The 15,244-nt window shown below is 40.7% G+C and carries 14 protein-coding genes; 10 read left to right on the forward strand and 4 right to left on the reverse strand.

Annotated elements, in window-relative coordinates:
• Positions 1–68 precede the first annotated feature (68 nt).
• Entirely contained in the window at positions 69–1,085 is a 1,017-nt protein-coding gene (ilvC, locus tag F902_RS20735; RefSeq protein WP_004655853.1) for a ketol-acid reductoisomerase, read from the forward strand.
• 486 nt (positions 1,086–1,571) lie between these two features.
• Positions 1,572–3,635, forward strand: a complete 2,064-nt coding sequence (locus F902_RS20740) for a putative bifunctional diguanylate cyclase/phosphodiesterase (protein WP_005206824.1) — start codon at positions 1,572–1,574, stop codon at positions 3,633–3,635.
• Between the two features lie 66 nt (positions 3,636–3,701).
• On the opposite strand, the gene F902_RS20745 is transcribed toward F902_RS20740, so the two are convergent.
• Positions 3,702–4,847: an alpha/beta fold hydrolase gene (locus F902_RS20745; RefSeq protein WP_005206825.1), complete on the reverse strand. Its 1,146-nt coding sequence runs from the start codon at positions 4,845–4,847 to the stop codon at positions 3,702–3,704.
• Positions 4,848–5,068: 221 nt separating this feature from the next.
• Here F902_RS20745 and F902_RS20750 point away from each other — a divergent pair, with 221 nt between their 5' ends.
• Complete coding sequence (locus F902_RS20750; protein ID WP_005184912.1) at positions 5,069–5,443, forward strand: hypothetical protein; 375 nt, start codon at positions 5,069–5,071, stop codon at positions 5,441–5,443.
• Positions 5,440–5,643 carry a helix-turn-helix transcriptional regulator gene (locus tag F902_RS20755; RefSeq protein WP_005206827.1) on the forward strand — a complete coding sequence of 68 codons (204 nt, stop codon included), beginning with the start codon at positions 5,440–5,442 and terminating at the stop codon, positions 5,641–5,643. Before F902_RS20750 ends, F902_RS20755 begins: the two co-directional genes overlap by 4 nt.
• Positions 5,644–5,654: 11 nt before the next feature.
• On the opposite strand, the gene F902_RS20760 is transcribed toward F902_RS20755, so the two are convergent.
• Positions 5,655–6,086, reverse strand: coding sequence for a GNAT family N-acetyltransferase (locus F902_RS20760; RefSeq protein WP_005206836.1), 432 nt, complete (start codon positions 6,084–6,086; stop codon positions 5,655–5,657).
• A gap of 110 nt (positions 6,087–6,196) precedes the next feature.
• The gene (locus F902_RS22820; protein ID WP_004804338.1) at positions 6,197–6,430 is read right to left on the reverse strand and encodes a hypothetical protein; all 234 of its coding nucleotides are present in this window, start codon (positions 6,428–6,430) and stop codon (positions 6,197–6,199) included.
• Positions 6,431–6,667: 237 nt separating this feature from the next.
• Between F902_RS22820 and F902_RS20770 the strand changes: the two genes are divergently transcribed.
• The 5 genes from F902_RS20770 to arsH all read left to right on the forward strand — a co-directional run bounded on the left by F902_RS20770 (position 6,668) and on the right by arsH (position 9,626).
• Positions 6,668–6,895, forward strand: a complete 228-nt coding sequence (locus F902_RS20770) for a hypothetical protein (RefSeq protein ID WP_005206838.1) — start codon at positions 6,668–6,670, stop codon at positions 6,893–6,895.
• Positions 6,896–7,087: 192 nt separating this feature from the next.
• Positions 7,088–7,513 carry an arsenate reductase (glutaredoxin) gene (arsC, locus tag F902_RS20775; RefSeq protein WP_005206840.1) on the forward strand — a complete coding sequence of 142 codons (426 nt, stop codon included), beginning with the start codon at positions 7,088–7,090 and terminating at the stop codon, positions 7,511–7,513.
• Between the two features lie 40 nt (positions 7,514–7,553).
• Positions 7,554–7,874: a metalloregulator ArsR/SmtB family transcription factor gene (locus F902_RS20780; RefSeq protein ID WP_005206842.1), complete on the forward strand. Its 321-nt coding sequence runs from the start codon at positions 7,554–7,556 to the stop codon at positions 7,872–7,874.
• Positions 7,875–7,880: 6 nt separating this feature from the next.
• Positions 7,881–8,906 (forward strand): ACR3 family arsenite efflux transporter, encoded by a 1,026-nt coding sequence (gene arsB / locus F902_RS20785; protein ID WP_005206843.1) that lies wholly within the window; start codon positions 7,881–7,883, stop codon positions 8,904–8,906.
• A gap of 15 nt (positions 8,907–8,921) precedes the next feature.
• The gene (gene arsH, locus F902_RS20790; RefSeq protein WP_005206845.1) at positions 8,922–9,626 is read left to right on the forward strand and encodes an arsenical resistance protein ArsH; all 705 of its coding nucleotides are present in this window, start codon (positions 8,922–8,924) and stop codon (positions 9,624–9,626) included.
• Between the two features lie 325 nt (positions 9,627–9,951).
• Here arsH and F902_RS20795 read toward each other — a convergent pair whose 3' ends face one another.
• Positions 9,952–11,046 (reverse strand): AraC family transcriptional regulator, encoded by a 1,095-nt coding sequence (locus F902_RS20795; protein WP_017402343.1) that lies wholly within the window; start codon positions 11,044–11,046, stop codon positions 9,952–9,954.
• Positions 11,047–11,309: 263 nt separating this feature from the next.
• Between F902_RS20795 and F902_RS20800 the strand changes: the two genes are divergently transcribed.
• On the forward strand, positions 11,310–15,244 hold a 3,935-nt coding region (locus F902_RS20800), incomplete at its 3' end, for an ESPR-type extended signal peptide-containing protein (protein ID WP_005206849.1).

A 15,244-nucleotide genomic window follows, 5' to 3' on the forward strand; every position in this document is an offset into this window, starting at 1 on the left:
CCTTGGGGAGAGGGTTAGGGTGAGGGGGAAATACCCAACATATTTTAAAGTTTTCATGGAGAAAACAGATGCAAATTTTTTACGATAAAGACTGTGACTTATCAATCATCCAAGGCAAGAAAGTTGCAATCATTGGTTATGGTTCACAAGGCCATGCACATGCACTTAACTTGAAAGATTCTGGCGTAGACGTAACTGTTGGTTTACGTGCTGGTTCTACTTCTTGGAAAAAAGCTGAAAATTCAGGTCTTAAAGTTTCTGAAGTTCCAGCTGCTGTTGCTCAAGCTGACTTAGTCATGATTTTGACGCCAGATGAGTTCCAATCTCAACTTTATCGTGACGTGATTGAACCAAACATCAAAGAAGGTGCAACTTTAGCATTTGCTCATGGTTTCTCTATTCTTTATAACCAAGTTGTTCCACGTAAAGACTTAGACGTAATCATGGTTGCGCCGAAAGCACCTGGTCACACAGTACGTTCTGAATACCAACGTGGTTCAGGTGTTCCTGACTTAATCGCGATCCATCAAGATGCTTCTGGTAATGCGCGTAACGTTGCACTTTCTTATGCTTCAGGCGTAGGTGGTGGTCGTACGGGTATCATCGAAACTTCTTTCCGTGAAGAAACTGAAACTGACTTATTCGGTGAGCAAGCAGTTCTTTGTGGTGGTGCGGTTGAATTGGTTAAAATGGGCTTCGAAACTTTGGTTGAAGCTGGTTATGCACCAGAAATGGCTTACTTCGAATGCTTACATGAACTTAAGTTAATCGTTGACTTGATGTTCGAAGGCGGTATCGCAGACATGAACTACTCAGTTTCTAACAATGCTGAGTACGGTGAATATGTGACTGGTACTGAAGTAATCAACGAACAGTCTCGTGAAGCAATGCGTAATGCATTGAAACGTATCCAATCTGGTGAATACGCGAAGATGTTCATCCAAGAAGGTGCGTTGAACTATCCATCAATGACTGCTCGTCGTCGTCAAAACGCAGCGCATGGTATCGAAGTAACGGGTAACAAGTTACGTGCGATGATGCCTTGGATTCAAGCGAACAAAATCGTAGATAAAGAGAAGAACTAAGTTTTAGTTTAATCTTTAAAAGCCCTTGTTTGTACAGGGGCTTTTTTATGGGCTGTGATAACAGAGTTATAACAATGTAGCTTGAAAAATAAGCTTATATTGTTTATGTTTTGATCATGTTGCTACTCATTTGCAGCGCTGATTTAAACTAAAAAGTGTTGCATGCTTTGGGGTATCTGCACGATTAAAAACAAACAAATTGAAATAACTTAAAAATTAAAATGATTTAGCAAAATAAAATGAGTCTTTTGGTAAAAAAAATGTAATAAAAAAACAAGATTTTTCATTGGTTTGAAATGAAAATGTGCTTTTATTCTATTGATTTATAAAGTGAAAAAGACTTGACCTTATGCTAGATGATGTTATTGTTAAGGAAAGTTTATGAATACCATATTCATGGCTTCTTTGGGTGTAAAACGTCGTTCGGATTTCGGGCATTTTGCTCATCATATAAAAAAAAGTACTGAATAATCATGGAAGTCCTTTATGGTTCACGTTGATTACGATAGCACATTGGTCATCGTTTCCATTTTGGTTGCAGTCGCGACATGTTACGCTGCAGTTTCGATGGAAGAACTCGTTTTTAAAGGTGCTTATAAAAAGTTTGAAAAAAGCATTTTGATTGCGAGCGGGCTAATCTTGGGGTTAGCGATATGGTCAATGCACTTTGTGGGAATGCTGGCTAGCCATTTGCCGGAAGGCTATCACTTTGATGTTAATTTAACTGTACTTTCTTATTTGATTGGCGCAGCTGCTTCCATTTTTGCTGTTTGGCTGACCTCAAGACCGACTTTGCCGATACCACGCTTAATCCTTGGTGCTGTATTTATGGGACTCGGTATATCGGGGATGCACTATACCGGTATGGCCGCGTTGAGCATTGAAAATCATGCCATGCATTATGATCCTTTACTGGTGTTGTGTTCTGTATTGATTGCAATCAGTGGTTCAGGCTTAAGTTTCTTTTTCATTTTTAAATATAAAACCGCAGTTACCTATCGTACTTTACTCAAAGCAGTGGTTGCCATATTAATGGCGCTAAGTATTGTTGGCATGCACTATACGGGTATGGCTGCGACTTATTTTGATGAAAGCCTAGCGCAAATCCTGACTTCTGAGCAGACAGAACAAAGCGTCTTATTATTCACGATTATCTTTATTACCAGTCTGGTGTTAGTTGCAGGCTTTGCGGTTGCCGTACTCGAAGCACGGTTAGAAGAACGCAATGAGCAACTTACACTCATCAACAAAGAGCTTGCTACTCAGTCCTTACATGATGCGCTTACAAAGCTACCGAATCGTTTATACCTGACTGAACATGCCGAAGTGGTGTTTAATCATCATCGCTTAAATGGCCAGAAAGCAGCATTTTTATATATTGACTTAGACCGTTTTAAATCCGTGAATGATGCTTTTGGGCATCATATTGGTGATCAACTACTGATTCAGATGGCAAACCGTTTATACACTAAGCTTGGTGATAATCATAAGCTGTTTCGTATTGGTGGTGATGAGTTTGTTTTAATTTCGGAAGATACCGATTTCAATGAAGCAATGCAGCTTTCAGAAGATATCTTGCATTGCATCCAAGAAACCTATTTGATTGCGGCAAAAGATATTAACATTTCTGCCAGTGTCGGGATTGCCATGTACCCTGAACATGGCACGAATGTTCAAGACTTACTGATTAATGCTGATGTTGCCATGCTGATCTCAAAAGATCAGGGCCGTAATACCTATACCATGTTCCATACAATGTCAGATCAGCAAGATGTACGTAGTCAGTCTAAATTGATCAATGATCTGTACAAAGCCGTCGATGAGCAACAATTTGTACTGTTCTATCAACCTAAATTTACATGCAATTATGAAGTCTGTGGTGTTGAAGCCCTGATTCGCTGGAAGCATCCAACACTGGGACTGCTGACCCCGCAAATGTTTATTGAAGGGGCAGAGAAAACGGGTTTGATCATTCCAATGGGGTATTGGGCACTGGAACAAGCCTGTCAGCAAATCCAGAAATGGGAACGAAGTAATAGTCCGTTTTATCCAATTGCTGTTAATCTCTCTGCATTACAATTCGAAAATAAAAAGCTATTTAGTGTCCTCGAACAATTATTAGAACAATACCAAATCCAACCGCATCATCTCATTCTTGAAATTACTGAATCCACGGCTATGCATCATATTGATTCCAGTATTCGTACTTTGGAGCGTTTGCGTAAGCTTGGCATCCGCATTGCGATTGATGACTTTGGTACTGGATATTCAAGCTTCTTATATTTAAAAGATTTACCTGTCGATGAACTCAAAATTGATCGAGGCTTCTTAATTGATCTCAAGCCAAATTCAAAAGAAGAAGCGATTCTGGAAAGCATTATCCATTTGGCTGCAAAATTAGGTTTAATTGTCACTGCAGAAGGGGTAGAGACTCAACAGCAAGCAGATATTTTGACCAGTCTCGGCTGTAACCAGTTACAGGGTTATTTATTAGGTACACCTGTCAATGTTGAAGGTTTGGTATTGCATCGTTATCAGCATTTTGCATGATTAAGCGAGATCGATATTAAAAAAGCTGCCGATGATGGCAGCTTTTTGTTTTTAGAATGAACTCGCTTAATCAGAACGTGGTGCTAACCATTGTGTGACCACAGGCCAGACCAACTGTGGTGCTTGACTGCCTGAGACCAGACCCATATGGCCACCCGGTACAATTTCAAATAGCTTGTCGCTGCTGCTGATTAAATCCATGAGTGGGCGTACTGCTTCCGCGGTGACGATAATGTCGCTGCTGCCGCCAATTGCCAGTACTGAACAATCAATGTCTTTTAGATTCGCGCTTTGCTCACCAAATTGAACAGAACCTGTCGATAACTCATTATCAATCCAGAAACGCAAAATAATATCGCGCATGACACCACCAGGATAAGCCAGCATATTGTCCACAAAAGAGCTTGAGGTGGCATGGTTAATCACAAATTGGCGATCATCGAGGTTCTTTAACAACTCCCAATAGTTTTTAAAGTTTCCAATCGGATCGGTGAGTTTAAACCCCAAGGTATTTTGCCAGCCATGAATATGAAAGACACGACTAGGTACTTGATGAATACGGAATTTGGTATTACTGCGAATCCACTGTGCAGGAACGGTGAGACGCTGATAAAACTTGCCCATATAACCTGATTTATGCGTGTTAATCGGTGAGGCTAAAATCATCAGGTTCTGAATATTTTTATCTTGTGATAAGGCTGTATAGCAAAGCGATAACGCCCCACCCAAACTCCAACCAAACAGTGACAGCTGTTGTTGACCACTATGCTCTCGAATCTTTTCGATAAAGTCTGGCATAAAAGTTTTAACGTAAGTGCCAAGATTATATTTGGCTTGACGTAGACTCGGCGTGCCCCAGTCAATCAGATAAACATCAAAACCTTGGGCTAGAAAATAACGGACTAAGCTGCGATTTGGGAACAAATCGTAGATCAGCATATTGGCTGCCAAGGGTGGCACGATCACCAATGGAATACGATGCTTGACCGTGCTGTCAGTCGCAGCTGTGTAGTGACGTAGGCTGATGATTTCACGCTGGTACACAATATCAAAAGGTGTTTTGCCTGAGAGCGCAAGCTGTTGTCCACGTAAAATACGATCTCGCGCATTAGAGAGGATCTTGCGTGCTTGACGGCTCGCAGGGCTATTCAGCATTTTTTGCGCGGTTTGTGTTTTGAGAAAACTGCGTTTAACTTTTGGCGATTGAGTCATGTGAACCTAAAGCTCGAAGGTTACTATTCAGTAGGCGCATATTAGAAGAAAAAGTAAATTTGCTCAGTGACTCATTTGCTTAACTTGTCTTTCAAAATGATCAATTCGACGAGAACCAGATGACCAGTTTTCTGTTTAAGAATGAAAAATATGTAAAGTAAGCTTTACATTGAAGAGTTGAACTCATATATTAATGTAAAGTTTACTTTACATGGTGGGTTATGAAAAACTATCGGAATTTATTTGAGTTGATTGCTGCAATTGCACTATATATCGTGGTTTTGGTGGGATCATTAAAGGCATTAAATTTTATTGAGATACAATGGCTTAAAATTGTTGTTTCATTAATGCCAATATTGCCTGCACTGATGATTGCATTGATCATTATTAAGCAATTCAAACGTTTTGATGAGTTGCAGCAAAAGATACAATTGCAAGCCTTGGGTCTTGCTTTTGTTGGCACTGCTCTCATTAGCTTTAGCTATGGATTTTTAGAAAATGTTGGATTTCCAAAATTAACCATGTTTATCATTTGGCCGATGATGGCAATGCTTTGGTCTATTGCTACAGCGGTTGGAACTTGGAAATATAGATGAAGAATAATTTACCCGATTTAAGAAAGCACAAAGGTTGGTCACAAAGCGACTTGGGGGATTATGTGAGCGTGTCAAGGCAAACTATTAATGCCATAGAAAAGGGTCGCTATGATCCCAGTCTGTCATTAGCCTTTAAAATTGCACATGCATTTGGTCTGAGGATTGAGCAAGTATTTATTTTTGAGCAAGACTCAGCTTAGCTCAAGTTCGTTCAAGCTGTAATTTGTAGATGTAAAAGCGGATAGGGGTTACCTTGACCATCGAGTTCGGAACGACTCACAGTATGGAATCCCATTTTCTGATAGAAGTTAACCGCTTGCAGATTTTGCTCATTCACATCGACTTTATAGATTTGAAGTTGTTTGACTGCAAAATCGAGTAAGGCTTTACCAATCCCTGATCTTCGATACTCAGGCAGAATAAACAACATTTCAATATTGTCATCACTGGTACCTAGAAATCCTACAATCTGTTGATCAATCACATATTTATTTAGCTGAACATGATGGAAATATTCATTCAAAATTAACGGTTTTAATTCAGCAATCATGGTTTCTGGTAAAAAATCATGGGTCGCTCGGACTGATTTTTCCCATATATTTAATAAAGTAAGATGGTCATCTTGAGACGCTTTGATAATCATGTCGTGACTACATTTAAAATATTCATAGCTGTCAATTTTCTACTATTTGATTCGGAATTTCTATACTTTGGTGCCGATAGGAAAATGATACTGACGCTGGGTGATTTAGATTATTCTAACTCAAGTTGGTGATCATCCTTGGTGACTTTAATTTTCAGTTTCTTATATTTACGCTTATTGGGATCAAGGGCTGAGTTTATGACCTCATCGGCAAAACGCTGATCCTGCATTAGTGTGCCATAGGTCTTATAACCTAAAATAATTCGGGTCGGCCGATAGCCATTTCTCGTCACATAATAATTAATGATGAGATCTAATTCTGTTAAAAGACATGTATCGTTCATTGTGAGATATCGCTTTTAAGTGGCTTAAGCAGCATAGTCTATACAGGAAAACTTATCTAGCTGATGTTCATTGATTTTTGCTGAAAGTTAGAGCTGTCATAAAAGTGTCATCTAAAAACATTATCGTGATTTATATAATAAAAACTGCAATAACAAAAATTGAGAACGACTTATCCATAGAACTTTAGATTATTTTAAATAAAGGGGCGGGACTTAGAAAATTGAGGAGTTGTTTATATGCAGAATAAAGTGCCCACAATACGAGACCAAAAACCGCTGAATCATCGTTTGAATGTGTTACTTTCGGCTTATCAGGCCTTCTTAGTTGCTAAAGGTTTGGTCAACAGTGAATTTAGTCGTCTGATCTTTGTTGATAATTATACCCAAACCTTAAAATTCAACCTTTATGATGATGAACTAAAGAAGCAACTGATTGATGAGTTAGAACGATTTAGCTCATTTTAGGATGCGTTTTCATCCGTTATCAATCTAAAGCGCTCTTCGCCAAACAGTAATCATTGAAAATTTATAAAATCTTATTCATATGACTTTAATCATATATTTTTAGGTATCTTCATTTTGCTTTAATATATGGATTTACATATATATGGTAAAACATATATATTGGTTTCATTCAATTTATCAGATTAGCACGTCATGTCAGACATCATCATTTATCACAACCCCGCGTGTGGTACTTCCCGCAATACATTGGCTTTAATTCGAAATACTGGGGTAGAACCAACCGTGATTGAATACCTTATTACTCCACCAAGCCATGATGAGTTGGTTGGATTGATTCGGGATGCACAATTAACTGTCAGAGATGCAATTCGCCAAAATGTTGAGCCTTATCGTGCGTTGGCACTTGATCGTGAAGATTGGAGTGATGCTCAACTGATCGAGTTTATGCTTGAACATCCCATTCTGATTAATCGTCCCTTTGTGGTTAGCACGTTGGGCACACGTCTTTGTCGACCATCGGAACTTGTACTCGACATTTTACCATTCCCTCAAAAAGGCGCATTTCGCAAAGAAGATGGCGAACAGGTGATTGATGAACATGGTCAGCGAATTCAGTAAATAGGTGCCGCGAGATTACAGATTGAAAGGGGATCGAGAAATGCAAGCTGTTGATTTTTTTAAATGCTTATCAGATGAAACAAGGTTAAATATCGTGATGTTGGTAGCCCAGCATCAGGAGTTGTGCGTCTGTGATCTGACTGAAAAACTACAATTAAGCCAACCGAAAATTTCGCGTCATTTGGCGTTATTACGTGCTTCGGGTTTGTTGCAAGATCGCCGTCAGGGGCAATGGGTGTATTACCGTATCAATCCACAACTACCAGCTTGGGGGCATGAGATTTTATCGGTTTTGGAGATGCAAGCTGTGACCCTATTTCCAGACCTGCACAGCTTAGCACCCAAAAATTGTTGTGATTAAAATGCCATGAAAACACTGTCCTTTTTAGATCGTAACCTAACGCTCTGGATTTTTATCGCCATGGCTGTAGGCATTGCCATTGGTATTTTTATGCCACAAGCCTCAGTCAGCTTAAACCAAATGAGTGTCGATTCAGTCAATCTCCCGATCGCAATCGGTTTGATTTTGATGATGTATCCACCCTTAGCCAAAGTGGATTATGAGACCTTGCCACAAGTGTTTAAAGATAAGAAAACCTTAACTTTATCCTTGGTGCAGAACTGGATTATTGCGCCTGTTCTGATGTTTGCATTAGCCATTATTTTTTTGCATAACTATCCAGAATATATGACAGGACTGATTCTGATTGGTTTGGCCCGTTGTATTGCGATGGTGCTGGTCTGGAATGGTTTGGCTTGTGGTGATAATCAATATGTCGCGGCCTTGGTTGCCTTCAATAGTATCTTCCAGATTCTATTCTTTAGTACTTATGCTTGGTTATTCCTCACGTTTTTACCGCCGTACTTTGGTATTGCAGGGCAAGTGATCCATATTGATTTTTGGACCATTACCCATGCTGTCTTGGTGTATCTGGGTATTCCATTTTTGCTTGGGTTTCTGACTCGTTTGATCTTGGTACGCGCCAAAGGTTTAGACTGGTATCAGCATGTGTTTTTGCCCAAGATCAGCCCGCTCAGCTTGTTGGCTTTACTGTTTACCATTGTGGCGATGTTTAGCTTGAAAGGCGGTGAGGTTGTGAGCTTGCCTTTAGATGTACTTCGTATTGCGATTCCATTGACCATTTACTTTGTACTCATGTTCTTTATCAGTTTCTTTATGAGTAAGTGGATAGGCAATGGCTATGCCAAAACGACAGCCATTTCATTTACCGCAGCAGGTAATAATTTTGAGTTGGCATTGGCGGTTGCGATTGCCACTTTTGGTTTGGCTTCACCAGTCGCATTTACCACGGTAATTGGGCCATTGGTTGAAGTCCCTGTATTGATTGCGCTGGTCAGTGTGTCTTTGTGGCTAAAAAAGAAATATTTTTAAATCGGTGTAATTGTAATGACGCTCCCAAATATTGATGTAAATCTTCTTGATCAACCTACATTGGAAAAAGTTCAAGCTAAAGCGCTGGATCATGCACCCCGTATTTTATTGTTATATGGTTCGAATCGTGAGCGTTCCTATAGCCGTTTAGCGGTGATGGAAGCGGGTCGAATTTTGGAGGCATTTGGTGCAGAAGTAAAAATATTTCATCCCAAAGGGCTGCCTTTACCAGAGGATGCAGATAGTGAGCATCCCAAAGTAAAAGAATTGCATGAGTTGTTAGCATGGTCAGAAGGCATGGTGTGGTGTTCGCCTGAACGTCATGGTTCCATGAGTTCAATTTTTAAATCGCAAATTGACTGGATTCCTTTGGCTGGTGGCGCAATTCGTGCGACACAGGGGAAAACCTTGGCAATTATGCAAGTGAGTGGCGGTTCACAGTCTTTTAATAGTGTTAATCAAATGCGTATTTTAGGACGTTGGATGCGGATGATTACCATCCCAAACCAGTCTTCAATTCCGAAGGCTTTTTTAGAGTTTGAAGAAGATGGACGCATGAAAGCATCTTCTTATTACGATCGTATCGTAGATGTGATGGAAGAGCTCTATAAATTTACCTTGCTTACGCGTGGGCAAAGTCTTTATCTAACCGATCGCTATTCTGAACGAAAAGAGTCTGCAGAAGCGTTATCAAAACGTGTGAATCAACAAAATCTATAAGGCGAATAAATAATAAATAGATCGAGTTAAAATTAAAAAGCCCCAGTTGCCTAATTCGGGGTATCGGCAACTGAGGGTAAACTGGGTGCTATCTAAAATAGCGAATTTTATTTAATAATGAATAATGCAATTCATTATTAATTTACTCTTTGAATAAAAAGCCTCAGTTGTCTCATTCAGGGCAAAACAACTGAGGATGAAATTGAGTTTTTATAATGTATCTTCCTTTTTTAAATAATGGAATAGTTTAGATAAAAAATGCATATTATGTATAATTTTGTGGTTAATGGTGTTGAATGTTAATTTAATCAATATTCAACATACCTTATTCTTTATATAACTTCTTAGATTGCTGTATATAAAAATTTTTAATTGAAACTCGTTGTTCCCGAATATAATCACTCGGTTTTTTTCCTGTCCAACTTAAAAATGCTCTAGAAAAGGCACTGATATGGCTATAACCGAGTAAATCAGAAATTTCTTGAATATTACGATTCGAGTCAATCAGCTTTTTGGCAAGTTCGAACTTCTTTGATTGCAGCAGAGCAGAAAAGGTTGTGTTGGCAAGAGATAACTCTCTTTTTAAGGTTCTTTCTGATAACTTTAATTTACCTGCAACATCGGTCAGGCTTGGAAAACCTAAACCTGGAGTAAATTTTAATTGCTGGTTCACTTTTAAAATAATTTTATTATCCTGATCTTGATAGAAAAGGTATTCCTTATTCACCATTTCCATTGCAAGTTGGTAGGCACTATTCGAACTAAAGGTCAGGGGGAGGTCTAAGCATTTTTGATCAAAAGTAATCTGATTGTAGTCTTGATTAAAATGAAAATTGGGTAAGCGTTTTTCATAAAGTGAATGATAAGCCTCTTTATCCCAAGTCACATGAATATTGACACCAGTTAAATTAAAGTTGGTGACCATTTGTAGGTTATTCACAATATCAATTAAAGCACTTTCAATAAAAAATTTATTTACAGTATTTTTCTTACTTTCATTTAAATGAACAGGAAGTTGATAAAGTGGATTAAAGCGAATGATAATTTTATTATTTTTACTAAGTACCGACAAATCCATTTTATGGATACGCATACTATAATATTTCTGTAAATCTACCAGTACTTTACCAATCGAGCTATTGGTAATAATGACAAAACCGAGTGCACCATGCGAGGTGAGTTTACAGTTTAAGCCAAACTGATAACCGACCGCTTTGTCGGGTAAAAGTTCTAATAGTCGAATAATAATATCTGTCCATTGGTCAAAACTTATACGTTCATGGTTATTATTATCAGTCAGTAACGATAACGGGATCTGGCAATAGCGAATGACTTCAGCTTTTGGGACACCAAATGTTGTTGCGGTATCCACAATTAATTTTAAATAATCGTTATGGATGTTAAGTATTTGTTTTTTCATAGCATAGAAATAAAAAGGTTTTGAATGTCGAGATGACACACTTATACCTGAGCCTAAATATACAGTTGTGATTTATTCTTAAAAAGTCCCATTATGTTTATTATTTTTGTTGAATATGTGCTTAATTATGCATTTGAGGAATAATTCATTAAAATTACCAAAAATGTGATGTAATTGTTAAAAATGTAGCATGATTGTTAATTGTTTGTAGGTATTATTTTTTTATATTCGTGCGGGTATGAACTACATAAAAGTACCTATTTATGAATAAAATCTATCGCTTGGTCTGGAACAAAAGCCTAAATATATGGACCGTGGTTTCAGAAAACGCCCGTGGCGTAACAAAAAAACGAAATGTCGCTGCAAATACCTCAATTAAAACAGCAGTTTCATTATCTAACTCTCAATATCAACAGGTTCTGCTTAGACCGAGCTTAATTGCGATAGCACTCAGTTCTGTGTTTTTTAGCACAGGGGCTTTTGCTGCTACAAATACAGGTGGTGGAGTAGCAGATACAGGTTCTAGTATGGCGATTTCTCCAACGACTGCACAGTGTGGTACGGCAGGACAAGCTTCTGTTAGTGGAGGAAATGGCACGGCTGTTGGTTGTGGTAATGATATCGCTGGCACTGATCCCTCTAGAGGGCAAAATATGACCAATCGCCGAGGGACTGGGGTTGTTGCTTATGGCAGTGGTGTATCTACAGGTGCTTCAGGTGGAGTGGATAGTACAGCAACTGCTGTTGGCCGACAAAATACGATTCGAGGGGCTGGTGGCGCGACTATCGTAGGGAATGCCAACAATTCCAACACCACAGCAGGTTTTACCAATGTCTTAATGGGACAAGGGAATAGTACCGTTGGATCAGGTGGTTATAATACCTTAATGGGTGTGGGGAATCAGGTCGTTGATGACCCTGCGGGGACACCTGATGGAACGGGTATTGGTACTAATAGCATTGCAATTGGTGTTGCCAACCGAGTGACTGGGCAAACTTCAATTGCTTTTGGTCGTCAAAGTTATGCCGATGCAGATTATTCGATTGCCCAAGGTAACGTGGCAACCGTCAATAAAGGTGCGACAGGGGGGATCGCTTTAGGTTTTTCAGCTACTGTAGATGGAAAGCAAGGTGTAGCGATTGGTAGTGCTTCTGGTGTCCGAAATTATGATCCTGCGACATCTGCACGAGCCAATGAAGATGCTGTTGCAGTCGGAACAAGAACCAATGCAAGCACACTTGAATCTGTAGCCATTGGTGCCGGCAGTGAAGTAACGGGTACGGTCTCTACACGTGCACAACAGTTGGCGAATCGTAGGGGAACAGGGAACAATAATTATCCAACAGGTGAAACACAAGTTTTGAGTAAAGGAACGGCTGTTGGTCAAAATAATAAAATATCAAATCCAGGCGGTGGTACTGCTTTAGGAAACTCCAACACCATTAATGGTACTGGCCTACATAATATTGCGATTGGTCAAGGTAACCGTACTGCAGGAGATGGTTACAACACAGCACTAGGGGTTGGAAATGATGCTTCTGTAGGTAACTCTAATACAGTTATTGGAGTGAACAACATCGCTCGTGGTAACACTGCAATTGCAATGGGGCGTGGAACCAATGCGCTTGCAGATTTTTCTATTGCACAAGGGAATACTGCAACTGTGGCAGCAAGTGCCACAGGAGGGATTGCTTTAGGTAACTCTGCCAATACGACAGGTATACGTGGTATTGCCATTGGTAGTGGTAAGGGTGAGGCAAATAATGATATTACAACAGCACCAAATGCTGGAGGGTTAGATTCAATTGCATTGGGTAGTAGTGCAAGTGCAGCCAACAAAGAGGCCATTGCAATAGGTGCTGATGCATCAACAGCATCCACCAACACAAAAAATAATCAAAGTATTGCGATAGGTAAGCTTGCTCAAGCAAGTGGCGATCAAGCCATTGCTTTGGGTGCCAATACTCGTGCAGTTGGCGACTCCTCTATTGCTATCGGTGGTGATGACGTTAATCGATTGGCTGAAGACCCAACACTGAGTGCTGAATATACTCAAGTCACAGGTGGCACTTTACGGTCAGGTGTGTATCCATCTACTGAAGCTCAACAGGGGGCGACTTCGGTTGGGGTACAAGCTGTTGCAACGGGGAATTTTTCATCGGCTTATGGTTTAACCTCTAAGGCGACAGGGACAGCATCTTCTGCTTTTGGGGTACAGGCTAACGCCGCAGGTCTAGGTGCTGTTGCTTTTGGTGCCGTTTCACAAGCATTGGGTCATGGCTCTTTAGCAATGGGGGTAAATGCGACTGCATCAGGCAATGACTCTACCGCAATTGGCTCTGGTAATACCAAAGATTTGTCTGCACGCGCTACAGCAGATGGTGCAACTGCGGTTGGTCACCGTTCACTAGCGAATGCTTTGAGTGCGACTGCAATTGGGCAAGGCGCACAGTCGACAGCAGCCGATGCAACGGCAATCGGAACGGATGCCAAAGCACAAAGTGATAATGACATTGCGATTGGTCTTAATGCAGCTACAGCGGAGGGATCGGAAGGTGACAACATTGCCATGGGTAATGGTGTTACTACGGGTGCGACTGGAAAAAATGTAGCAATTGGTTCAGATGGGACCACGGCCAACTCAGAAACAGCCACAGGTGGGGCAGTAGCGATTGGACGTGATCAAATCGCAAAAGGTGATGGTGCAGTTGCCATCGGTGACCCAAACCGAGCCAGCGGTAGTGGTGCGGTTGCCTTAGGTAAGGACAATACTGCCGCTGGGGATACAGCAGCGTCAACTATGGCAAGTGGTGCGGTTGCGATTGGTAATACTAACGAAGCGATTGGCCAAGGTTCAGTTGCCATCGGGAATATTTCTAAAGCATCAGCAACTGGTGCTATTGCCTTGGGCGATACAGCTAATGCACAAGCAGAACGTGGTATTGCATTGGGGTCTAATGCTGTGGCGACTAATGCAAATGATGTGGCGTTAGGTTCTGGCTCAGTCACTTCCGCAGCCAATCCAACATCGAATGGTACAGTTGGAGACATTATTTATAACTATGCGGGTACCAGTCCAAGCAGTGTGGTGAGTGTGGGCAGTGAAGGCAACGAACGCCAAATTACCAATGTTGCGGCAGGTCGTGTCAACGAAACCAGTACCGATGCAATTAACGGTTCACAACTTTATTCAAGCCAACAAGCATTAGGAAATCTTGCTGAGTCAACCGCAAATCATTTAGGCGGTAACTCGGTGGTTAATTCAGACGGTTCGATAACCGCACCAAGCTATACGGTAAATGGCAATAATGTCACCAATGTTGGCGCAGCGATTTCAGAACTGGACAAAGGCTGGAATCTGCAAAGTAATGGCGCTAACGGAGCACCAATCAAAGCAGGTGACACGGTTGATATCGGTACAGTTGCAGGCGAAGAAAATCTGACGGTGACCAAAGATGGTAACAATATCAAATATGGTCTAAACCGTGATCTGAAGGTAGACAGCGTTCGTGCAGGCGATACCTTAATCAATGACAATGGTGTGACCATTAGCAATGGCCCAAGTATCACCAAGTCAGGTATTAATGCAGCAGGAAATACAATCAGTAATGTTGCAGATGGCACAGCACCAAGTGATGCAGTGAATAAAGGTCAGTTAGACAAAGCTGCTGCTGCAGCCAAAACTGAAGTGACTCAAGGCAAGAACATTACTGTTTCTAAAACCACGGGAGCAGATGGACAAGACATCTATAACGTGGCAACGGCAGATAATGTTGACTTTAACAATGTGACTGTTGGTGGTGCTAATGGTGTGAACATTGATGGCAACACAGGCAAGATCAGTGGTGTAACTGCGGGCGAAGTCAGTACAACCTCGGATGAAGCGATTAATGGTAGCCAGTTGGCAGGTACAGCGAAAAGTGTATCGGATGCTTTAGGTGGTGGTTCAACTGTAAACCCTGATGGCACCGTGACTGCACCAAGCTATACCGTCAATGGAGAAACCGTTCGTAATGTCGGTGATGCAATCACAGAATTAGACAAAGGTTGGAACCTACAAAGTAATGGTGCCAATGCAGGTGCAATCAGAACGGGCGATACAGTTGATATCGGTACAGTTGCAGGCGAAGAAAATCTGACGGTGACCAAAGATGGTAACAATATCAAATATGGTCTAAACCGTGATCTGAAGGTAGA

Origin of the sequence: Acinetobacter higginsii (assembly GCF_000369525.1) — a bacterium.
Classification (GTDB): domain Bacteria; phylum Pseudomonadota; class Gammaproteobacteria; order Pseudomonadales; family Moraxellaceae; genus Acinetobacter; species Acinetobacter higginsii.